Annotated in this window: 20 protein-coding genes, 1 tRNA gene and 1 pseudogene; 9 read left to right on the top strand and 13 right to left on the bottom strand. The window is 68.8% G+C overall.

The features are described from left to right. Window positions 1-55: 55 nt before the first annotated feature. Both dcd and AA983_RS02630 read left to right on the top strand, forming a co-directional pair. Window positions 56-631: a dCTP deaminase gene (gene dcd, locus AA983_RS02635; protein WP_047310613.1), complete on the top strand. Its 576-nt coding sequence runs from the start codon at window positions 56-58 to the stop codon at window positions 629-631. Between the two features lie 3 nt (window positions 632-634). After that, window positions 635-1,546 carry a dienelactone hydrolase family protein gene (locus AA983_RS02630; protein ID WP_052946806.1) on the top strand — a complete coding sequence of 304 codons (912 nt, stop codon included), beginning with the start codon at window positions 635-637 and terminating at the stop codon, window positions 1,544-1,546. On the opposite strand, the gene AA983_RS02625 is transcribed toward AA983_RS02630, so the two are convergent. From AA983_RS02625 to AA983_RS02610, 4 genes are all read right to left on the bottom strand, one after another. Beyond that, window positions 1,504-2,973: an alpha/beta fold hydrolase gene (locus AA983_RS02625; protein WP_047310612.1), complete on the bottom strand. Its 1,470-nt coding sequence runs from the start codon at window positions 2,971-2,973 to the stop codon at window positions 1,504-1,506. The genes AA983_RS02630 and AA983_RS02625 overlap by 43 nt on opposite strands. Then, window positions 2,970-3,356: a hypothetical protein gene (locus AA983_RS02620; protein ID WP_047310611.1), complete on the bottom strand. Its 387-nt coding sequence runs from the start codon at window positions 3,354-3,356 to the stop codon at window positions 2,970-2,972. Before AA983_RS02620 ends, AA983_RS02625 begins: the two co-directional genes overlap by 4 nt. Next, window positions 3,353-3,715, bottom strand: coding sequence for a hypothetical protein (locus AA983_RS02615; RefSeq protein ID WP_047310610.1), 363 nt, complete (start codon window positions 3,713-3,715; stop codon window positions 3,353-3,355). The genes AA983_RS02620 and AA983_RS02615 overlap by 4 nt, the downstream gene beginning before the upstream one ends. A 188-nt stretch (window positions 3,716-3,903) precedes the next feature. Then, a complete protein-coding gene (locus tag AA983_RS02610; RefSeq protein WP_047310609.1) occupies window positions 3,904-6,228 on the bottom strand; it encodes a (Fe-S)-binding protein in 2,325 nt (774 codons plus the stop codon). A 198-nt stretch (window positions 6,229-6,426) separates the two neighbouring features. On the opposite strand from AA983_RS02610, the gene cysK reads away from it, so the two are divergent. From cysK to AA983_RS02595, 3 genes are all read left to right on the top strand, one after another. Continuing rightward, window positions 6,427-7,356 (top strand): cysteine synthase A, encoded by a 930-nt coding sequence (cysK, locus tag AA983_RS02605; protein ID WP_047310608.1) that lies wholly within the window; start codon window positions 6,427-6,429, stop codon window positions 7,354-7,356. A 135-nt stretch (window positions 7,357-7,491) separates the two neighbouring features. Next, window positions 7,492-8,043, top strand: coding sequence for a serine O-acetyltransferase EpsC (epsC, locus tag AA983_RS02600; RefSeq protein ID WP_047311146.1), 552 nt, complete (start codon window positions 7,492-7,494; stop codon window positions 8,041-8,043). 63 nt (window positions 8,044-8,106) lie between these two features. Further along, entirely contained in the window at window positions 8,107-9,468 is a 1,362-nt protein-coding gene (locus AA983_RS02595) for an FAD-dependent oxidoreductase (protein ID WP_047310607.1), read from the top strand. Between the two features lie 88 nt (window positions 9,469-9,556). On the opposite strand, the gene AA983_RS02590 is transcribed toward AA983_RS02595, so the two are convergent. Continuing rightward, entirely contained in the window at window positions 9,557-9,832 is a 276-nt protein-coding gene (locus tag AA983_RS02590) for an HU family DNA-binding protein (protein WP_047310606.1), read from the bottom strand. Window positions 9,833-10,014: 182 nt separating this feature from the next. After that, window positions 10,015-10,389, bottom strand: a complete 375-nt coding sequence (locus AA983_RS14580; protein ID WP_052946805.1) for a YtxH domain-containing protein — start codon at window positions 10,387-10,389, stop codon at window positions 10,015-10,017. Window positions 10,390-10,584: 195 nt separating this feature from the next. On the opposite strand from AA983_RS14580, the gene AA983_RS02580 reads away from it, so the two are divergent. From AA983_RS02580 to AA983_RS02570, 3 genes and pseudogenes are all read left to right on the top strand, one after another. Further along, a tRNA-Ser gene (locus AA983_RS02580) sits at window positions 10,585-10,669 on the top strand. A gap of 516 nt (window positions 10,670-11,185) precedes the next feature. After that, a pseudogene (locus AA983_RS02575) lies at window positions 11,186-11,649 on the top strand (pirin family protein); the annotation flags it as partial. Between the two features lie 20 nt (window positions 11,650-11,669). After that, complete coding sequence (locus AA983_RS02570; RefSeq protein WP_047310605.1) at window positions 11,670-11,981, top strand: hypothetical protein; 312 nt, start codon at window positions 11,670-11,672, stop codon at window positions 11,979-11,981. 283 nt (window positions 11,982-12,264) lie between these two features. Here AA983_RS02570 and AA983_RS02565 read toward each other — a convergent pair whose 3' ends face one another. The 3 genes from AA983_RS02565 to AA983_RS02555 form a co-directional block, all read right to left on the bottom strand. Beyond that, the gene (locus AA983_RS02565; protein ID WP_082128635.1) at window positions 12,265-12,933 is read right to left on the bottom strand and encodes a DUF1989 domain-containing protein; all 669 of its coding nucleotides are present in this window, start codon (window positions 12,931-12,933) and stop codon (window positions 12,265-12,267) included. Next, window positions 12,926-14,356: a guanitoxin biosynthesis heme-dependent pre-guanitoxin N-hydroxylase GntA gene (gntA, locus tag AA983_RS15080; protein WP_082128634.1), complete on the bottom strand. Its 1,431-nt coding sequence runs from the start codon at window positions 14,354-14,356 to the stop codon at window positions 12,926-12,928. Before gntA ends, AA983_RS02565 begins: the two co-directional genes overlap by 8 nt. 163 nt (window positions 14,357-14,519) lie before the next feature. Next, window positions 14,520-15,215 (bottom strand): response regulator transcription factor, encoded by a 696-nt coding sequence (locus AA983_RS02555; RefSeq protein WP_156170132.1) that lies wholly within the window; start codon window positions 15,213-15,215, stop codon window positions 14,520-14,522. Between the two features lie 146 nt (window positions 15,216-15,361). Here AA983_RS02555 and AA983_RS02550 point away from each other — a divergent pair, with 146 nt between their 5' ends. Next, window positions 15,362-15,844, top strand: a complete 483-nt coding sequence (locus AA983_RS02550) for a hypothetical protein (protein WP_047310604.1) — start codon at window positions 15,362-15,364, stop codon at window positions 15,842-15,844. Window positions 15,845-16,333: 489 nt separating this feature from the next. Here AA983_RS02550 and AA983_RS02545 read toward each other — a convergent pair whose 3' ends face one another. The 4 genes from AA983_RS02545 to AA983_RS02530 all read right to left on the bottom strand — a co-directional run bounded on the left by AA983_RS02545 (window position 16,334) and on the right by AA983_RS02530 (window position 20,077). Continuing rightward, window positions 16,334-16,975, bottom strand: a complete 642-nt coding sequence (locus tag AA983_RS02545) for a HEAT repeat domain-containing protein (RefSeq protein WP_047310603.1) — start codon at window positions 16,973-16,975, stop codon at window positions 16,334-16,336. Window positions 16,976-17,184: 209 nt separating this feature from the next. After that, window positions 17,185-18,381, bottom strand: coding sequence for a zinc-dependent alcohol dehydrogenase (locus tag AA983_RS02540; protein WP_047310602.1), 1,197 nt, complete (start codon window positions 18,379-18,381; stop codon window positions 17,185-17,187). A gap of 112 nt (window positions 18,382-18,493) precedes the next feature. Then, window positions 18,494-18,988: a pyridoxamine 5'-phosphate oxidase family protein gene (locus AA983_RS02535; RefSeq protein WP_006946673.1), complete on the bottom strand. Its 495-nt coding sequence runs from the start codon at window positions 18,986-18,988 to the stop codon at window positions 18,494-18,496. Window positions 18,989-19,066: 78 nt separating this feature from the next. Further along, window positions 19,067-20,077, bottom strand: a complete 1,011-nt coding sequence (locus AA983_RS02530; RefSeq protein ID WP_052946801.1) for an SDR family oxidoreductase — start codon at window positions 20,075-20,077, stop codon at window positions 19,067-19,069. Window positions 20,078-20,199 lie beyond the last annotated feature (122 nt).

Genomic DNA, 20,199 nt, shown 5'->3' with positions numbered 1-20,199 from the left:
AGCAGACTGCCTCGGGCGCCTGCTCCCGGAACGCCGGTCGACTACGGTGTGAGACGTGCTGCTTTCTGACCGGGACATCAAGCGACAGATCGACGACGAGCGGGTCGTGCTCGACCCCTTCGACCCGTCGATGATCCAGCCGTCGAGCATCGACGTTCGTCTCGACCGGTTGTTCCGCCTGTTCGACAACCACAAGTACCCCTTCATCGACCCGGCCGAGGAGCAGCCCGAGCTCACGCGCCTCGTCGAGGTCGAGCCCGACGAGCCGTTCATCCTTCACCCCGGCGAGTTCGTGCTCGGCTCCACGTACGAGACGATCACGCTGCCGGACGACGTCGCGGCGCGCGTCGAAGGAAAGTCGTCGCTGGGCCGCCTCGGTCTGCTCACGCACGCGACCGCCGGCTTCGTCGACCCGGGCTTCTCGGGGCACGTGACCCTCGAGTTGAGCAACGTCGCCACCTTGCCGATCAAGCTGTGGCCGGGCATGAAGATCGGCCAGCTGTGCTTCTTCCAGCTCACCTCGCCCGCCGAGCACCCCTACGGCAGCGCGCAGTACGGCTCGCACTATCAGGGCCAGCGTGGCCCCACCGCCAGCCGCAGCTTCGCCAACTTCCACCACACCACGGTCTGAGCCGTGACGGGCGCCGAGGCGAGTAGCGCGAAGTCGTCGGGCGCTGCGGAAGCGCCGCGCTCCGAACCGGTGCCCGACGCGCCGGCCCGAACGGTCGACGAGAGCGAGTTCGGCGACCGCGTGGCTGACACCCTCGACGACGTGGCCGATTCCCTGCTCACCGACGGCTCGGTCGTGGACGACGACGTTGCCTCCCTCGACGACGAAGCCGTCACCGTCGAGGCGCCCAGTCGGCCCGCGACGACGAAGCGCTCCGGCAAGCCGGTCACCGCGAGTCCGGTGCTGTCGTTGCCGCGAGCCAAGCATCCCGAGGCCGTCGCCCTGTTCATCCACGGCGGGGAGGTCAACGCCAGCATCGCCATGTACCGCGGCGACCCGGCCTACCTACGCGTCATCCCCTTCGCCCGCGACGTGGAGCGCCGCAGTCACGGACGGATCGGGGGAGCCGTGCTGCGCCTCGCGGTGCGCGGTTGGAACGAGCCCGAGAAGCCGGCCGTTCAGGACGCCCGGTGGGCGCTGCGTGAGCTGCGCCGCCAGTACCCGGGGCTGCCCCTCGCCGTCGTCGGCCACTCGATGGGCGGACGCGTGGCCCTCGACCTCGCCACGAGCGACGAGGGCGACGACCTCGCGGCCGTCGTCGGGCTCGCGCCCTGGGCGAGTGACGAATACGAGGCCGAGCCGTTCGGCACGACGCCGTTCCTCGGTATCCACGGACGCCAGGACACCGTCACCGATCCGGCGGCGACCGCCGACCTCGTCGAGCGCATCGAGGCCGCCGGCGGGAACGCGCGCTTCGTCGACCTGCCCGGCTGGCACGCCATGTTGTGGCGGCCGATGCGCTGGCACAAGGAGTCGTCACAGTTCCTCATCGATCACCTGCTGCGCAGGGGAAGCGGCGCGCCCGACGGGCGATAGGGCTTCGGCTCGGGGGCGGAACGCTCGGGAGGGTGTGCCGCGGCCGGCGTCTCGGCCGACGGATCCACCGTCGCGAGATCGAACGTGTAGGTGCGGGCATCGCCGACGAAGAACTTCGCGGTGGAGCGTTCGTAGGCGGCCACCGGCGATTCGGGGTGGCTGCGAACCTGCTCCGAGATGGCCTGGTAGTTGTCCTTGTAGCGCGCCATGCTGTGCGCCTCGAGGTTGTCCGTCGAGCCGTCCGGCGCGGTGAGCGAGCCTGGATCCGTGAACACGACCCGGGTGCGGTTCGGTTCACCGGTTCCGTTGGCGCGCCCGTCGATCCGGTGCACGGGGTCGGCCGAGTTCTCGACGTTGAGCACGGAGGTCTTGTGCGGCACCTTGAGGTGTCCCACCGGCGAGCCGTACGTGACGACGTGCGTGATGTTGATGTCACCCTTCTGCTGGTGGCGCGCCATGTTCGTGGCCACCATGCCACCCTGCGAGTGGCCGAGGACGATGACCGGCTCGCCCTTGCCTGCCACGCCTTCCTTCGCCATGGCCTGACGCAGGGCCGTCAGCGCCGCAGCTTCGACCGGACTCTGGCGGCCGGCTGCGGCGTAGAGGTTGCCGTTGCCGTTGAAACCGTTCTTGCCGTTCGGGGCGAACGTCGAGGTGCCCGGCAGGATGAGCGTCCACGCCCCCTGACCCGTTGTCGGATCGACGACGCGTTGCACCTGGATGTGCCCGGCGTTCTCGGGGTTCTTGTAGAGCTCCGGGATACGCCCGGCCGCCTCGCTCACGCTCCGCACCTCCGGTGCCTTGGTCGCCGAGTTCGGGTCGGACGTCAGTCGGGTGCCCACGCGTTTCGGGACGCCTGTGAGAACGATCGTGGCGGCGTGCAGGGCCGTGATGTCCTGGGCGTAGGGGCCGGGCAGCACATCGGAGACGACCTGGACGACCATGTCGATGGCATCGGGTGCCTCGCGTTGGATCGTGGCCAGATCGACGTCCTTGCCCGAGATGGCATCCGCGATGACGTGGTTGAGCTTCAGGCCGGTCATGACGAGGTCGGCGGGGAGGGCTAGCCGGTCGACGAACTGACCCGCGATCAGCTCTGCGTCCTCGTAGGTCTTGACCGAGTAGTCGAGGAACGCCGCCATGATGCTGGCGCGCACCTGCGCGGCCATCAGGCCCTGCTTGCCGATGGTCAGGCCGAGGATGGCCTTCGCACACGCCGCGCTCGTGCCCGGCGACAGGACATCGCCGCGGAAGGGCAGGTTCCACTCGATGGTGAAGACGGTGGAGAAATGACCGTCACACTCGTCGGCGACCGTGCGGAAGGTTGCGGCGGTGAGCCGCAGGTCGGACAGCTTCGCGTCGACGTGCGAAGCGCTCGGGCCGTAGGTCGCGAACGCGACGGACGACGACCCGTCGGGCGCTCTCATGACGACACCCCCGCGGCTGCGAGGAGATCGAGGGCGGCCATGACGATGCCGCTGCGCACGTCCTCCCAGGTGGTGGGGACGGGCTCCAGCGGCTGACGCCGGTCGGTCCAGGTGCCCTCGCACCGCTCGGCGAGGGCGTAGACGTGCAGGTCCTCGCCCGCGGTGACGACGGCCGCCACGGCGCACGTCGCGTCCGGCCCAGCCGCCGTGATGTCGCACGTCAGGTGCGCGATGATCTCCTCGACCGCGACGCTCTCGTAGGTTCCGCGCGCCGTGCCGACGTCAAACGTTCCCTCTGCGACGTGACACGTGCGCGTCGTCGACTCGTCACCGACATCCACCCTCACCGACAACTGCGGGCGGGTGCTCGTCTCGACGTTCATCGGGCCGCACCACCCCGGATGGCCTCGGTGGGGATGGGGCGCGAATGCGTGGGCGGGCCAGTGACGGCGTCCACCGCACGGCCGGGCAACCCGACGATCGTCTCGAGCGTGTCGACGCGGGATTCGACGCTCGCGGCGTGCTTATCGATCGTGATGGCGAGGGCATGTGCGTCAGCGCTGCGCTGATCCATGATCCGCGTGAACTCCGTCAGCTTCTGACGGCAGAAGTCGGCCGACGTCGACTTCCAGTGCATCGTCGTGATCTTCGTGCGGGTGTTCGATGCGGTCGTCGACAAAGAGGTGCCGACCGTACGGGCCACCCGCGCCTGGGCCCTGATGTCGTCTGCGAGGCTGCTCATGCCCGCGACGTTACGAAGCGCTCACCGCCTCGTCATGTGCCGCCTCGAGCGGCCTGTGGAAGGGCCCGCCCGGCCCGAGTGAAGGAGCCCACAGCCGTCACCTCCTGTGAACGAACACCGGCAACAACGAGGCGTGGCACCCACCGAATCGGTGGGTGCCACGCTTCATGTCAGCCGTGCTGGAGCGATCAGACGGTCTGCTCCGCCTCGCCGTTCTCCTTCTGCTCCTCGCCGCGGCGCACAGCCGCAAGGAGCATGTTGGCGACGTCGACGACCTCGACCTCTTCGCGGGCGTCGCCGTTGCTCTGCTCGGCGGTGAGACCGTCCGTCATCATGACGCGGCAGAACGGGCAGCCGATGGCGATGCGGTCGGCGCCGGTTGCGACGGCTTCCTTCGTGCGGTTGACGTTGATGCGCTGGCCGAGCTTCTCCTCCATCCACATGCGCGCGCCACCGGCGCCGCAGCAGAACGAGGTCATGCCCGAACGTTCCATCTCCTTGTACTCCACACCCGGCAGAGCCCCGATGAGCTCACGCGGCGGCGCGTACACGTTGTTGTGACGGCCGAGGTAGCACGGGTCGTGGTACGTGACGCTCTTGCCCGTGGAGGCAGCACCCGACTTGTCCTTCGGCTGCTTCGCGAACTCCTCCGGAGCAGCCACCGGCGTCAGCTTCTTCTCGCGCACGAGGCGGTTGAGCAGCTGCGTGTGGTGGACGACCTCGAACTCGCCGCCGATCTGCGGGTACTCGTTCTTGATCGTGTTGAAGCAGTGTGCGCAGGTGACGACGATCTTCTTGACGTTCGCATCGTTGAGCGTCTCGACGTTCTGGCCCGCGAGCATCTGGAACAGGATCTCGTTACCGGCGCGACGAGCCGGGTCACCGGTGCAGCTCTCGCCGTCACCGAGGACGGCGAAGTCAACGCCCGCGGTGTGCAGCAACTCGGCGACGGCACGCGTCGTCTTCTTCGCGCGGTCCTCGTAGGCGCCGGCGCAGCCGACCCAGAACAGCCACTCGACGTCGTCGGCCGACTCGACGTCGGAGCCGATGACCTTGACGTCGAACGGCAGACCCTTGGCCCAGTCGAGGCGCGCACGCGCCGACATGCCCCAGGGGTTCTGCTTGTTCTCGAGGTTCTTGAACAGGCCGGCGAGCTCCTGCGGGAAGGCGGACTCGATGAGGGTCTGGTAGCGACGCATGTCGACGATGTGGTCGACGTGCTCGATGTCGACGGGGCACTGCTCGACGCAGGCGCCACAGGTGGTGCACGACCACAGGACGTCCTGATCGATGACGGCGTCGGGGCCGTGCGGGTTGTACGCCGTCAGCGGGTTCTCGATGTCGTAACCCGTGTCGCCGATGAGGGCCGTCTCGAGGAGGTTGACGTTGCTGTAGTCACCCTTGGGTGCCTCGCCGTCCGTCGTCGCGGGGGCGCTCTTGCCGGCCGCAGCGGCCTGCAGGAACGGCGCCTTGGCCGACGAGTGGTCGCGCAGCGTCATCATGAGCAGCTTGGGCGACAGCGGCTTCTCGGTGTTCCAGGCGGGGCACTGGCTCTGGCAGCGGCCGCACTCGGTGCAGGTGGAGAAGTCGAGCAGGCCCTTCCAGGTGAAGTCCTCGACCTTGCCGACGCCGAAGCTCGTGTCCTCGTCGAAGTCGAGCTCCTCGACGTTCGTCACCGGCTCGCCGTCGACCTTCATCGGCTGCAGCGCGCCGAGCGACGTGCGGCCGTCGGCGTTGCGCTTGAACCAGATGTTGAAGAAGGCGAGGAAGCGGTGCCAGGCGACACCCATCGTCGTGTTGAGGGAGATCGTGATCATCCAGGCCATCGAGATGAGGATCTTGATGGCGGCGACGGCGACGATGAACTGCTCGATGCCCTCACGGCCCATCGACTCCAGCGGCATGCCGAGGAAGAAGGTGAGCGGGAAGTGCAGGGCGCTCGCGTGGTCGTTGTCCGTGACTGCGGCGAGGGCGTACTCGAGGGCACGCAGCGTCAGGATGCAGGCGCCGACGCCGAAGATCGTGAACTCGACGTAGTAGGCCTGCCAGAACGTCGAACCGAAGAAGCGCGACTTGCGTCCGTCCTTACCCGCCGAACGCGCCGGGTGGTGCTTGCGGCGGTTCCAGATGAGCCACAGGATGCCGGCGAAGCCCGTCCACGCCATGAACTCGGTGAGCCACTCGTACGGCGGGAAGTGGCCGATGAGCGGCAGGGCGTAGGCCGGGTCGAAGATCTGGCCGTAGGCGTTGACCAGCGTGAAGAACAGCACGCCGAAGCTGATCATCGTGAACCAGTGGGCGATCGCGACGATCGGCAGGCGCGCCATGCGCGTGTGGCCGAGGAATTCGCGAAGGAGCGTGGCGGTGCGGGCACCCGGTGAATCGGTGCGCTTTTCGGGGGCGCCGAGTCGGAACAGCGACGCCATCCGCATGACCGCTCGCACCAGCAGCGCGACGCCCACGACGGTGATGACGACGCAGATCACTGCGGCGACGATCTGAAGGGCTGACATGCGCCTCAGTCTAAACGGCGTTACCGGCGCGTAACTGCTGGGATGCCCCATCACATGTCACCCGGGAATTAGTCAACGCCCTCGTGTGCTAAAGGAAGTGAAGCTCTCGGGGGAAGGTTTCGCGATAACCACACGTTGGTATGCTCATAAGCAGTTCTAATCATCCCGCTCACTCGGATCACACGGAGGTCAGCCCGCATGCCCATCCTCGACGACGTCACCCAGGCCATCGGCAACACGCCGCTCGTGCGGATCAACCGCATCATCGACTCGGGCGCCACGGTGGCCGCGAAGCTTGAGTTCAACAACCCCGGCGCGTCCGTCAAGGACCGCATCGGCAAGGCGATCATCGAGGCCGCGGAGGCCTCCGGTGAGCTGAAGCCGGGCGGCACGATCGTCGAGGCCACCTCGGGCAACACGGGTATCGCGCTCGCGATGGTCGGCGCTGCGAAGGGCTACGACGTCGTCCTCGCGATGCCGGAGACGATGTCGAAGGAGCGCCGCGCGCTGCTCAAGGGCTTCGGCGCCGAGCTCGTGCTCACCCCGGGCTCGGAGGGCATGAAGGGTGCCGTCGCGAAGGCCGAGGCCATCGCCGAGGAGCGGGGCGCCGTCCTCGCCCGTCAGTTCGCCAACACGGCCAACCCCGAGGTGCACCGCCGCACGACGGCCGAGGAGATCTGGCGCGACACCGACGGCGCCGTCGACATCGTGGTCGCGGGCATCGGCACGGGCGGCACGATCACGGGCGTCGGCGAGGTGCTCAAGGAGCGCAAGCCCGAGGTGCAGATGATCGCCGTCGAGCCGGCCGAGTCGGCCATCCTCAACGGTGGTCAGGCCGGCCCGCACAAGATCCAGGGCCTCGGCGCCAACTTCGTGCCCGAGATCCTCAACCGTGAGATCTACGACGAGGTCATCGACGTCGACGCCGCCACCTCCGTCGAATGGGCGCGCAAGGCCGCCACCGAGGAAGGCCTCCTCACGGGTATCTCCTCGGGCGCTGCGCTCTACGCCGCCTCGCAGGTCGCCGCTCGTCCCGAGAACGAGGGCAAGACGATCGTCGTCATCATCCCGAGCTTCGGTGAGCGCTACCTGTCGACCATCCTGTTCGAGGGCGTCCTCGACGACTGATGTGGGGAAGACGACCGGCCTTCGAGGGGTTGCCCCTCAAGGCCGGTCGCTTCACTGGTGACCTGACGAGGAGGAACGGTGGCGAAGAACCCACTCACGCGCGTGCGTGACGCAGGCAAGGCCGTGGCCCGAACCATGGCCGAGGACGTCGACGCTGCGCTGGCGCGCGACCCCGCGGGCGGCTCGCGCCTCGAGATGGCGCTCGCGTCGCCCGGTCTGCACGCCGTGTGGAGCCACCGCGTCACACACGCCATGTGGCGGCGCGGCGGGCGCTGGAAGCTGCCCGCGCGCCTCGGCTCGCAGGTGACGCGCGCCGTCACCGGCGTCGAGATCCACCCGGGCGCGACGATCGGTCGCCGCTTCTTCATCGATCACGGCATGGGCGTCGTCATCGGTGAGACGAGCGAGGTCGGCGATGACTGCATGCTCTACAACGGGGTCAACCTCGGTGGGCGCACGCTGGCCAAGGTCAAGCGTCATCCCACGCTCGGTGACGGCGTCACGGTCGGCGCGGGTGCCCGCATCCTCGGGCCCGTCGTCGTCGGCAACGGCGCTCAGGTGGGCGCCAACGCCGTCGTCGTCAAGGACGTCCCGGCCACGGGCGTCGCGGTGGGTGTTCCGGCGAAGGTTCGGGTGCCCCAGGCGCCTGCCGTCGACCCGTTCACGGACCCCGCGCTCTACATCTGAACGCACCCCATCCGACGGTTCACCCCGTCACCTTGGGGTGAACCTCCCGACCAAGGAGGTCATGTGCGCGCACCACGCGTAGCGATCATCGGTGCCGGCCCCGCAGGAATCTACGCGGCCGACATCCTCACCAAGGAGCACGAGAGTGCGACGGTCGACATCTTCGACCGACTTCCGGCTCCGTACGGGCTCGTGCGCTACGGGGTGGCGCCCGATCACCCGCGGATCAAGGAGATCGTCAAGGCGCTGCGACGGGTGCTCTCGGGGGATCGCATCCGCTTCATCGGCAACGTCGACTACGGCACGGACGTCGACCTCGAGCGTCTGCAGCAGCACTACGACGCGGTGATCTTCTCCACCGGTGCGTCCTCGGACCGCCCGCTCGAGATCCCGGGAATCGACCTTCCGGGCAGCTACGGCGCCGCGGACTTCGTCAGCTGGTACGACGGTCACCCGGACGCCCCGCGCGATTGGCCGCTCACGGCGAAGAGCGTCGCCGTCATCGGTGCCGGCAACGTGGCCCTCGACGTCGCCCGCATGCTCGCCAAGCCCGCGGACGAGCAGCTCACCACGGAGATCCCGGACAACGTCTACCAGGGCCTCTCGCTGAACGAGGCGACGGACGTCCACGTGTTCGCTCGCCGTGGCCCGGCGCAGCTGAAGTTCACGCCGATGGAGTTCCGCGAGCTGTCGCACTCGCCGAGCGTCGACGTCATCGTCGAGCCGGAGGGCTTCGAGATCGACGAGGCTGGCCAGGCGGCGATCAACGCGAGCAAGTCGACGAAGCTCGTCGTCAACACATTGCTCAAGTACCTCGACACCGAGCCCACCGGGGCGCCGCACCGCATCCACATCCACCTCTGCCAGGCGCCGGTCGAGGTGCTCGGTGAGGATGCCGTGACGGGGTTGCGCACCGAGCGCACCGAGTTCGTCGGCGACGGCAACGTGCGCGGCACGGGGGAGACGATCGACTGGGACGTGCAGGCCGTGTACCGCGCCGTCGGGTACTACTCGTCGCCGCTGCAGAACCTGCCCTTCGACGACGCCCGCGGCGTCGTGCCGAACGAGGCCGGTCGCGTGCTCGACGAGTCCGGAGAGCCGATCGCGGCGACGTACGTGACGGGCTGGATCAAGCGCGGCCCTGTGGGTCTCATCGGCCACACGAAGTCGGACGCCTCGGAGACGATCCGTTGCCTGCTCGAGGACCTGCCGTCGCTCGCGGCGCCGACCGTCGAGGACGAGGAGGCGCTGCTGCGTCACCTGCTCGACAGCGGTGTCGACGTGACGCTGTGGGACGACTGGGAGCGCTTGGACGCGCAGGAGATCGCGCTCGGCGCGGGCGCGGGCCGCGAGCGCGTGAAGATCGTTTCGCGCGAGGACATGATCGCGGCCGGTCGCGCGCACGCGGAGCAGGTGGCTTCTTGACCCGAGCTCATCGTCAGGTCCGACGTTCGAGCATGACGAAGGGCCCGCGCCGTGTCGGCGCGGGCCCCTTCGTGTGTCAGGCGTTGGGTCAGCCCTTGGCAGCAGCCTTGAGCTTGGAGCCTGCCGTGACCTTGGCGGCGTAGCCGGCCGGGATCTCGATCTCGGCGCCCGTCTGCGGGTTGCGGCCCGTGCGGGCGGCGCGCTCGACGCGCTCGATCGTGAGCAGACCCGGGAGCTGGATCTTCTCGCCGCGGCCGACGGCCTCGATGATGACGTCGTTCAGGCCAGCGATGACGGCGGAGGCGTCCTTGACGCTGACGCCGGTGCGCTGGGCGATGGTGCTGGCAAGATCACTGCGGTTCATGGATGAATCCTCTTCTCTAACCTGTCGCAGCCAGAACGGTGCCCCGAAGGCCCCGCGTTAGGCCGCGTTGTCTGCGAATCTACGCGATGCGCCGCGAAATGTCGCGCCCGAAGGGGTGAAAGACCGGCTCGGAGTGCTTCACGACGCGTCACAGTCGGAATTTGGGCGTACGACCCGGAAGGTCAGGGAAGCTTCTCGCCGCCCGGGCCGAAACCGCTCGTGTCGGCGTGGAGTTCGCCGTCCTCGCCGCGGTGGATGGTCTCCGGCAGGTCCTTGTCGCCGCGGTTCGCGACGGCGTCCTTCGCGTCGCCGGCCTTGGCGGCAGCAGCCTGGCCCGCGTTCTTGCCTGCGTCGGCAGCCTTCTGGCCGACGGCAGCAGCGACGGCGGGGGCCTTCGTCTTGACCTGCTCGGTTGCGGCGGTGACCTTCTCCTGGACCGCCGGGTTCTGCCAGGCCTTGTCGGCCTGCTTCTTGATCTGCTCGTAGCGCTTCTCCCCAGCGCGCGTACCGAGGACGTAGCCGACGACGCCGCCGGCGAGGAAGGAGATCTTGCCCATGATGTGGCTCCATGTCATGTGAACGGACAACTTGCCGTCGAGCCTACCCAATCTGCGTTGGCGCGCCAGTGCCTTACGATGGTTTCTCGTTGCGCGGTTGCCGTGCGACGCCTGGGTTCGGCCCTGCTGGGAGCGTCGACGACGATGCGCTCGACGGGTCGTTGCCCGTGGTGTTCGCGGTTGGTGCAGCGACGAGGAGGGCTCGCATAGTGGCCGAGTGCACCGGTCTTGAAAACCGGAGTTGGGAAACCAACCGTGGGTTCAAATCCCACGCCCTCCGCAGATGAGTAGGACCCCGCCGGATCAGCGATGAAGTCGCCCGGCGGGGGTCCTACTTCTCTGCGGCATGACAGGTTGGGGATTTGGGAGGGGCGACGCGCGAGTGAGCGGTAGCGAGCCCGCGCGGCGCGACGGTTCCCACGCCCTCCCTCCTAACGGTGCAGAGCGACCCAACTGCGATTTTCGTCCACAACGATCGGCCGACTGTTGCTCCTGCACACCGTGGGTGCTTGGGTGGCATGAGGGCCCCATTCGTCGGGGCTGACGGTCGACATCAGGGACCGCTGAAATGCTCGACGACACCCAGGACACAGGCGCCCGCACCAACACCACGCATCACGCTGGCGCCGGCGCCGGCGCCTAACCGTCCGCCATCCAGGGCGACGGTGTTCACGACAACACCCACCCGCCATACCCACGCGACGGCGCTCGTCGGACCACTACCCGCGACGCCGGTGCCCGCACGTCAGGCGCCGACGCCGACGTCAGGGCCGCCGGTGGACTCGACCCTGCAGGTGTGATCGTCGCCCAGGCGAACGAGGCGCCCACCGCAGAACGCCCCGTCGAGGGCGTCGTTCAGGTTCTCTCACCCCGCCAGGTTCCGCTCGGCGGGCTGCGTGCCCTCGAGGTGCGACGCACCCTGCCGCACCGCGACCGCTCGTTCGTCGGGGCGTGGTGCTTCGTTGACCACTACGGCCCGGAACGCGGCGTCGGCATGGACGTGCCGCCGCACCCCCACACCGGGCTGCAGACGGTCTCGTGGTTGTTCGAGGGCGCCATCGAACACCATGATTCTGGTGGTGCGCACGCCGTCGTCCGCCCCGGCGAGGTCAACCTCATGACGAGCGGCCGCGGCATCGTCCACTCCGAGGTCTCGACGCCCGGCACCGAGACGCTGCACGGCGTCCAGCTCTGGGTGGCACTGCCCGACGTGACCGCGACGGCGCCCGCGCGTTCGAGCATCACGCGCCCGAGTGCGTGCCGCTAGCGCGGCTCCGGCAATGGCGGCGAACCCGTGTTCGCAGATCATCAAGGGCCGTCCGCTGCCTGCTTCGGCGTTCTTCGCGTTTAACACGAGCGCCGGTGGCACGATGAACCTGACGAACGGCAAGAGCTACGCGTTGACGGGCGGCACCGGCGTCGCGGGCTCCGGTACTGCCGGCACGCCGAACGGCGGCTGCAGTGGTCCTGCCAGTTCAACAGCCCAGGACTGCAACACGTACATCGGCATCTCACTCACGAACTCCTCCGGCACGAGCAGCGCCAACCCGGCCCCCGTGTCGCTCAGTGACCTCGTGACTGTCGACGGCTAGGGCACGACAACCGTGACGCTCAACGTCGCGTCCTTTATCAAGGACGGCACCAAATGGGCGGGGTCGGGCGTCACGTTCTCCTGACCATCGGAGCGCAGTGTCGGCGCACAACGCCTCCCCACCCAAGGATGTTGCGTCATGAACGCGCGCTATTTCGCGTGGTCGTGACACACCATGGGCCATCTCGATGCTCATTCTGCTCGGAGCGCCTGAGCCCCGACGGGGCCTGAACGGCCGCCTGTTTCACCACTTTCGCTGACCGGGCCGGTGCGACGTCAGCGCCTCAGCGCACCCGGTAGTCGATGGGTTTGCAGACGCCGGCGTTCGATTTCTCGGCCGAGCAGGCCGTCAGCCCGACGAACAGGTCGGCTTCGGCGCGGATGGCGAAGACGTCACCCGCCTGCGTCGGCGGCGGGTCGATGTGCAGTTCACCGTCGGGGCTCGTCCACACGTCCATGAAGATGTTGAGCGTCGTGCCGATGTGGTCGGGCGCGACGCCGACGGGTTCGAGCGCGCCGCACAGGTTCGCGAAGCAACTCGGGTGCGGGGCGCCGTCGAACTCGGGGTAGAGGATGTCGAACGTCTGCTGGCTGCACGGCGTCACCGTCATGTCGTGGATGCCCACCGAGTCCGCGACGATCGTCGCCATGACGCTGCTGCGGTTGCTCCACAACCGGTGCCCCGTCGATGGGTACAACGTGTTGTTGTAGTCGACGGTGCGCCCCGCCGAGAAGCACTCGGCGATGTCGCCCTGCATGACGGCGTAGAAGTCGCTCACCTGCTCACCGCACGGGTCGACGACCTCGAGCACCTGACCGGCCGCCAGCGGCACGAGCACCCCCGTCTGCGGGGCGATGCGCGACCAACCGTCGGCGGAAGCTTCGGGGCCGCCCGCGTACGGCGGCCGCGGCGTCGGCGGGTGGGGGGAGCGCGGGCGTCGCGGGTCAGTCATCAGGATTCTCCTTCGAAGGGTGCGCGGTGAACGGGGCACGCCAGTCGTCCTCCACGTGCCGCCCAGAGTACTGACGCGCCTCCGACGAGCGTCCATGATCGGTGACGACCGGATTGATCGAACCCTGCAACGCAGCATCGCGGCGGCGGATCGCGTCGCGCATCCGGTCGAAGCCGCCGTCAGCTCGCAGCTGCTCGAACTGATCGTGCAGGTTGAACACGACCGTCGTCAGCGGAGCACGGCGCGCGATGCGCGAGGCCTGCGGATGCAACCCGACGAGGAAGAACGGCACGCCGCCGAGGCTGAAACTGAAGTGCGGTGACGTCGTGTCGGGCGACACGCGCTCGGCCCACGGCGCGTCGTCACGATCGTGCAATCGCTGCAGCATGCCCCACAGGAGGTTCTCGAACTCCCGCTCGTCACCCGCCCGCGGGCGACGGAAGACGGCGATGAACGAGCCGAACTCGCGCGGGCCACGCTCGATCGCGGCGAAGTCAGCCAGCTCAGCGCTGAGCGTTGAGAGACACGCGTCATCGGTCATGTCGTCGAAGACGCGGACGAGCGCGCCGTCGCGTTTCAGCGCCGAACGCGCTCCGAGGCACGGAAACCGAGGGTGCTCGATCATCGCGCCGATGACGTCGCGGATGGTTGCCTCGTCCGCGCCCTCGAGGCCCGCGTCGGCTTGTTCGGCGAGCCACTCGGCGAGGTCACGGGCCTGCGACTCGTCGTCATCGGTTGGGTGCGTCGACGAGCCGGATGATGAGGTGGGGGCCGCGGCTGGCGGCCAGTGATGGTCAGACACATGACCACCGTAGCCGCGCGCCAGACCCCACAACACGGCTTGAGGGCGCGTCTGCACGTCCATCGCGCGGTAGGCGCCTCTGATGTGCGACTCGATGCTGTTGACGCTCAGGTGCAGGCGCTCGGCGATCTGCGCGTTCGGCATGCCCGAGCAGATGAGATCGACGATCTGCGCCTGACGTGCGGTCAGCCCGTCGGAGGGGACGGTCGGCCGCGCGTCCGTGGGAGAGGGTCGAAGCACCGCGGGGCGGACGATTCGACCCGCGACCACGTCATCGACCCCGGCGCGCAGATCGGCGGCGCTCGCCGACCGTCCGACGACTCCCGACGCGCCGCGCGCGAGGAGCCGGCTGATGGCGGCATCGTCGGTGTGCAGCGACGACACGAGCAGCTTCGTCGTCGGGTTCGCGGCGTGCAGCGCGCGCAGTTGATCCCAGGCGTTGCGGTTGGGTTCGTTCCACTCGAGCACGGCGACGTCGGCATCGAGCGCGAAATCGGCGCGCAGGCCCGGGCCACGCACGAGCACGAGGCGTGTCGCGACGCCGAACGCGTCGAGAGCCGCCATCGCGCCGCATCCGAACAGCTCGCTACGTGCGACGACGGCGACCGTGAGGCGGGGCACAGCTCTCCTTCGAGCGATCCGACGATCAAGGGTCGTGAGGTGTCGGTGGTGATGAAAAGTGTTGTCGCTCACCGTGTTTCGCGCCACACCCGCAAGGAGGTGAAGCGTCGGCTGCCTGATGGACCGCCGGTGCGCGGCGCCATGCTGGAAAGTTGTGAGCGCGTCAGGACCGGCCGTCGACGTGCAGTCCGCGCGCGACGCCCCACAGCACCGCCTCGCTGCGGGAGGCGACGCCCATGGTGCGGTAGGCGGAGCGGATGTAGCTCTTGAGCGTGTTGAGGGAGACGTTGAGTTCGTTCGCGATCGCGCCGTTGGGCAGGCCGCGGCAGATGAGCGTGACGGCCTGCGCCTCTCGCTCGGTGAGCCCCTCGGCGCGCCCGGGCCACCAGTCGTCACCCAGCTCGACGGGGAACGCGGGGTCGACGACGCGCTCGCCGCGGGCGACGCGTTCGAGTGCGGTGACGAGCTCGTCGGCCGTCGCGTGCTTCGTCAGTATGCCCGCGACGCCGAAGTCGGTGAGCGCGCCGACGTGCGCCTGCGGAGGGTCGTTGGTGTAGACGACGAGGCGCGTGACGGTGGCTGTGTCGCGCAGGCGCGCCAGCGTCGCCCACCCCGGCTCGGGGGCGGCGAAGCAGTCGAAGAGCGCGACGTCGGTGAGTTCGGTGGGTACGCCGCGGCTGCACGTCGCCTCGACGCGTGCAGTGTAGGGCGAGAGGAGTGCCTGAAAACCGGCCATGACGAGGGCGTCGTCGTCGACGAGGGTGACGCGCAATGCGCGGGGTGCGGGCGCGCCCCTCGACTCCTCACCCGTCGCCAGACGGAGGTGTGCGGCTCCATCGGTGCTCGGGTGGGACGACATGCGGATACCTTGCCAACATGTCGCGAACAAGGAAATCAACCATGACGAAATTCCGACATCGACCGTGTTGCGTGGGGCTGGTCGCGCACGGTGACCTCCTAGGCTGACGGTGGCACCCGTTCTCGCAGACCTGCAGGAGGTAGATCATGGAATCGCGCGACAAGTTCGTCACCAGCTACGTCGCTCATCACTGGGCCGCATCGAAGGGTGGGCTCGACCTGTTCGAGCGCGCGTCGCGCTCGCAGAGTTCGGCGCGCACGCGGAAGGTGCTCGCGACGCTGACGCGGGAGATCGCCGAGGACCGCGCACGCCTGCGCGTCATGGCCGACGCGCTCGGGGTGGGTGAGGCGCGGCTCGCGCAGCTCGCGCTGAGCGTCGGCGAGACCGTCAGCCGCGTGAAACTCAACGGCCGCTTCGTGCGCCGCTCCCCGCTGAGCGACGTGCTCGAACTCGAGGCGCTGCTGTCGGCCGTTCGTGGCAAGCGGGCCGGCTGGGAGGGCCTGCGCGTGCTCGCGACCGACGATGCGCGCATCGACGTCGCCGAACTCGACGACCTCATCGTGCGCGCTGACAGCCAGCTCGAACGCCTCGTCGCCGCCCACGCCGAAGCGGCCGCGACGCTGCGCTGAACTGACATTCGCTGCGCTCCGCTGGTGAGCCGTCGGACGAGTCGCCCCGCTGGACCGCTCGGGCGCCTCGCCTTGCCTGATCGCCCTGACGCGGCCTGACCCCAGCTGTCCAGGTTGGTCGGTGGTGTCCGCCATGTGTGGCGTCCCTCCCGAGGCGCTTTCATGGGCGCCACCTACGGGCCAAAAAGAACAAGGATCATTCACGTGTGGCGCTCACTACACTGCATGCCGCCGCGACATTCGAGGTGAAGTTCATCAGCACCCTGCTGTGCAATGTCATCGACGGCGAGGCACCGCACCGACGGCGACAGGCCGGCCTGGTGCTGAGCGGCCCCAGGCGTTGTGATTGCAAGCTCTGGGGGATGGGGCGGCCGCTGCGTCACCTTCGTCGATGGGAGGGCGGGTGACTCACGGGTCGGCGCGTCGTTGCGTGCCTACCCGTGAGTTACCCGCTCTCCCGTCGCATGGCCGGGGGCGGGGCCGACGCGCTCAACCCATCGCGACGATGCGCTTGGCTTCCTCGACGGCGCCGTCGAACGCGAGCTCGGGGCGGGCGCGCAGCAGGTCGGTCGCGCGAGCATGTTCGGTGACGGCCGCGTCTTGGCTCCGGATTGCCGACGTGACCGCTGGGACGGCGGCGTCGCCGAGACCAAGCAATGCGACGCTCAACGCCATCTGCGTGCCGGCGTCACCACGGCCGAACTCCTTGACCAATTCGTCAGCGAGAGAGCCATGTTGACTCTCCGGGGCCAGCGCGGCGGCCGCGCGCCAGGCGGTGCGGGCGAGATCGTCGTCGGCGTCGTGCAGGAACTCGGGCGTGATCCAGGGCCATGCGCGCTCGTCGCCGACCTTCGACAGCACGTGCAACGCCTGCGTGCGCGCCTGGATGTTCTTCGACGCCAGCTCGCGCTGAACGCGCGGCAGGACGTCGTCAGCCGGCAGGCGCGTCAGCGCCCAGGCGAGGGTCTCGCGGACGAAGAAGTCGGGCTCGACGCCGCAGCGACGCACGAGCGTCTCCAACAGATCGGGATGCGGATGTGTGCCCGCCGCCATCGCGGCCTGCAACCGCACCGACTGATCCTGCACGTCGAGGGCGCGGGCGATGTTCGCGGCGTACTGCTCGGGCGTCATGCTCACTGCAGCGCCCGTCGCGCCCGCACTATTCCGCGCACCATTCCAGGCGGCGCCGCCTGGACGTAGAACGCACGATGGCGGGTAACTCACAGGTCGGCGCCTAACCGCGCGCCTACCAGTGAGTTACCCGCCATCCTGTGGTGGCCGGGCGGCCGGGTGGCCCAGCGTCTCGGTGGACGCCGACCCGATCCCAGGCCGTCAGTGCGTCAGGGCTTGAGGACGACCTTCTGGCAGCCGTCCTGCTTCTTCTGGAACACGTCGTACATCGTCGCCGCCTCGTCGAGCCTGACGCGGTGAGTCGCGAGTTGCTCGACGCCGAACGGGTCGGCGTCGACGAGCACGTCGCGCAGCTCGCCGGTCCACTGCTTGACGTGGCACTGGCCCATGCGCATCGCGATGCCCTTGTCGAACATCTGCATCATCGGCATCGGGTCGAGCGCGCCGCCGTAGACACCGGAGACGGAGACGGTGCCGCCGCGGCGGACGCTGTCGATCGCGGCGTGCAGCGCGGCGAGACGGTCGATGCCGGCATTCTTCGCGAGCGGCTCCGAGATCGCCGACGGCAGCTTGCTCACGGCCGACAGGCCCGCAGCGGCAACCGGGTTGCCGTGTGCCTCCATGCCGACGGCCTCGACGACGCCGTCCGCACCGCGCCCGTCCGTCAGGTCGCGCACCGCGTCGCCGACGGCGCTGACCTGCGAGCCGTCGAGGTCGTCGAGGTTGATCGTGCGGGCGCCGCGGGCCTTCATGCGCTCGAGGCGCTCCGGCACGCGGTCGACGACGATGACGTCCTCGATCCCCAGGTACTGCGCGCTCGCGACGGCGAGCTGACCGACGGGGCCGGCACCCATGACGGCGAGCGTGTCGCCGGGGCGCACGTTCGCCCATTGCACGCCCTGCCATGCGGTCGGCAGGATGTCGGACAGGTAGAGGTAGCGCTCGTCCTCGCCGGCCTCAGGCACCTTGATGGGGCCGAAATCGGCGTGCGGCACGCGGACGTAGTCCGCCTGGCCGCCGGGCACCGCACCATACAGGCTCGTGAAGCCGAACAGGCTCGCGCCGGTGCCCTGGTCGACGTTCTGCGTCGTCTCGCACTGCGCGAACAAGCCTCGGCTGCACATCCAGCAGTGGCCGCAGGAGATGTTGAACGGCACGACGACGCGGTCGCCGGGCTTGAGGTTCGTGACGCCCGAGCCGACCTCCTCGACGATGCCCATGAACTCGTGGCCGAGGATGTCGCCCTTCGTCAGGAACGGCGCGAGGACGGTGTAGAGGTGCATGTCCGAACCGCAGATCGCGGTCGAGGTGACGCGCACGATCGCGTCGGTGGGCTCCTGGATGCTCGGGCCGGCGACCTGCTCGACCGAGACCTTGCCCTGGCCCTGCCAGGTGAGTGCTCGCATCAGTTTCTCCTCGAGAGGATCACCGCGACGTGCGGCGATCGGGTGGTGGGGATGGGGTGGTGGGGAGCGTGGCGCCGGGAGCCGCCGCGCGTCGGTTCGGCTCCCGGGTTCGTCACAGCTCGGTCGTGGCGCTCTGGCCCTTCGGACGCTCGCCGCTGACGCGCGCCTTGACAATGCTCGCGAGCGCGGAGGCCTTGCCTCCGGGCTGGCCCCAGAACTGCGCGGACTCGCTGACGACGCGGACGAGACCGAGGTCCGGGTCGTCCTTGCCGCCGTCGTACCAAGCGGCGACGTCGTCGCCCCACAGCTCGTCGATCTTAGCGCGGTCGTCGACGAACTCGACGCGTCCCGCGACGGACAGCCACGAACCGAGGTGCGCGAACGACAGGTTGACCTGCGGGTTGCTCTGCAGCGCCTGCGCCTGCTCGGTGCCGAGGCCGACGAAGAACCACACGTCGGCGTCGTCCGTCACCTCCTGCGGCGTCATCGGGTGGCTGTGCAGGGCCCCGTCTACTGCGATCGAGGTGAGCATGACGAAGCGCTCACCACGCATGATCTCGACGACCTGCTCCTGCGAGATGTCGGACTTCGGGGTTCCAGCAGACATGGTGCGTACCTTTCGTCGGGGGCCTCGGATGGTCGGGTGGTTGGGTTCAAATCTTCGGGTGGCGCGACCCGGGGCCGCTCAACCCTCGGGTTCGAGGTTGCTGCGCGACGCGCGATCACCGAGGGTCGTGAGGAGCTTGACGAATCGTCCGGCCCTAGGTGCGAGCTTGGATCCGGGGACAGGCGTCGTCGCACCGGGAACGGGCCCGGGCAGCGCACGCCCGACGAGGCCCATGACGCGCGTCGTCACACCCGGCATGACGCCGTGGACGCGCGCGCCGAGCTTCGCGGCGGGCGTGAGGATGACGTACGGCTTGCCGGCGAGGACGCCGTCGACCATGCGTCGCGCGGCCTTCGTGGCGTCCATGCTGACGAACGGCAGCGACGCGGCGGGCGCAAACCACGCGTATTCGGCCTGCGCGTTGCCGTAGAACTGTGCGGCCGTGTGCGAGCCGGTGCGCATCAACCCCGGGGCGATGACGGTGGCGCTCACACCCGTGCCGGCGAGCGACGCGGCGAGGCCCTCGGTGTAGCCGATGGCCGCGAACTTCGCCGTCGAGTACGCGAGCAGGTGCGGTGCGCTCAGCAGGCCGCCGATGGAGGTGACGACGCCGAAGCGCCCGCGCCCGCGTTCGCGCATGCCGGGGATGACGGCGTCGGAGAGGTTGATCGGCCCCCACGCCATGATGCTCATCGCGCGTTCGATGTGCTCGTGCGTCGTGTTCTCGGCCGGGCCGACCTCTATGACACCGGCGACGTGGATGGCGACGTCGATCGGGCCGTGCTCGCCCTCGACCTGGGCGACGGCTCGAGCCACCCCGTCGCGATCGCTCACGTCCATGACGATCGTCGAGACGGCACTGCGCGCGTGGCCGTGGGAGACAAGCGTGTCGGCGGCCTTCGTCAGGGCGTCCGCGGAGCGAGATGCGAGGACGACGCGGTGCCCGGCGTCGGCGAGGGCGGTGGCGACGAGAAAACCCAGCCCGCGCGAGGCTCCCGCGACGAGTGCCAAGGGCTTCTCTGACGAAGCCGATGCATTCTGGCTCGGCAAACTGACCGGGTGATCCGACTGGCTGCGCGACGTCTCCATGAGTCTCACCCTAGAGTCGATCCCTAATTTTTCCCATGGGTTTCGCCTCTCACACCGAGTCGTCACCCACACGGGTGCCCGGCCGCTCATGTCCCGTCAGCGCCCTGGGCCTCCCTACGATT

This window comes from Dermacoccus sp. PE3, assembly GCF_001021715.1.
Taxonomy (GTDB): Bacteria; Actinomycetota; Actinomycetes; order Actinomycetales; family Dermatophilaceae; genus Dermacoccus; species Dermacoccus abyssi.
Note: the sequence above shows the minus strand (reverse complement) of the source record. Positions and strands in the feature narration are given on the sequence as shown.

Coding starts and splice junctions, on each gene's coding strand:
- AA983_RS02625 (WP_047310612.1), bottom strand. CDS start 2,973: ATGAGAGCGCCCGACGGGTCGTCGTCCGTCGCGTTCGCGACCTACGGC.
- AA983_RS02620 (WP_047310611.1), bottom strand. CDS start 3,356: ATGAACGTCGAGACGAGCACCCGCCCGCAGTTGTCGGTGAGGGTGGAT.
- AA983_RS02615 (WP_047310610.1), bottom strand. CDS start 3,715: ATGAGCAGCCTCGCAGACGACATCAGGGCCCAGGCGCGGGTGGCCCGT.
- AA983_RS02610 (WP_047310609.1), bottom strand. CDS start 6,228: ATGTCAGCCCTTCAGATCGTCGCCGCAGTGATCTGCGTCGTCATCACC.
- cysK (WP_047310608.1), top strand. CDS start 6,427: ATGCCCATCCTCGACGACGTCACCCAGGCCATCGGCAACACGCCGCTC.
- epsC (WP_047311146.1), top strand. CDS start 7,492: ATGGCCGAGGACGTCGACGCTGCGCTGGCGCGCGACCCCGCGGGCGGC.
- AA983_RS02590 (WP_047310606.1), bottom strand. CDS start 9,832: ATGAACCGCAGTGATCTTGCCAGCACCATCGCCCAGCGCACCGGCGTC.
- AA983_RS14580 (WP_052946805.1), bottom strand. CDS start 10,389: ATGGGCAAGATCTCCTTCCTCGCCGGCGGCGTCGTCGGCTACGTCCTC.
- AA983_RS02570 (WP_047310605.1), top strand. CDS start 11,670: ATGGCGGCGAACCCGTGTTCGCAGATCATCAAGGGCCGTCCGCTGCCT.
- AA983_RS02565 (WP_082128635.1), bottom strand. CDS start 12,933: ATGACTGACCCGCGACGCCCGCGCTCCCCCCACCCGCCGACGCCGCGG.
- AA983_RS02555 (WP_156170132.1), bottom strand. CDS start 15,215: ATGTCGTCCCACCCGAGCACCGATGGAGCCGCACACCTCCGTCTGGCG.
- AA983_RS02550 (WP_047310604.1), top strand. CDS start 15,362: ATGGAATCGCGCGACAAGTTCGTCACCAGCTACGTCGCTCATCACTGG.
- AA983_RS02545 (WP_047310603.1), bottom strand. CDS start 16,975: ATGACGCCCGAGCAGTACGCCGCGAACATCGCCCGCGCCCTCGACGTG.
- AA983_RS02540 (WP_047310602.1), bottom strand. CDS start 18,381: ATGCGAGCACTCACCTGGCAGGGCCAGGGCAAGGTCTCGGTCGAGCAG.
- AA983_RS02535 (WP_006946673.1), bottom strand. CDS start 18,988: ATGTCTGCTGGAACCCCGAAGTCCGACATCTCGCAGGAGCAGGTCGTC.
- AA983_RS02530 (WP_052946801.1), bottom strand. CDS start 20,077: ATGGAGACGTCGCGCAGCCAGTCGGATCACCCGGTCAGTTTGCCGAGC.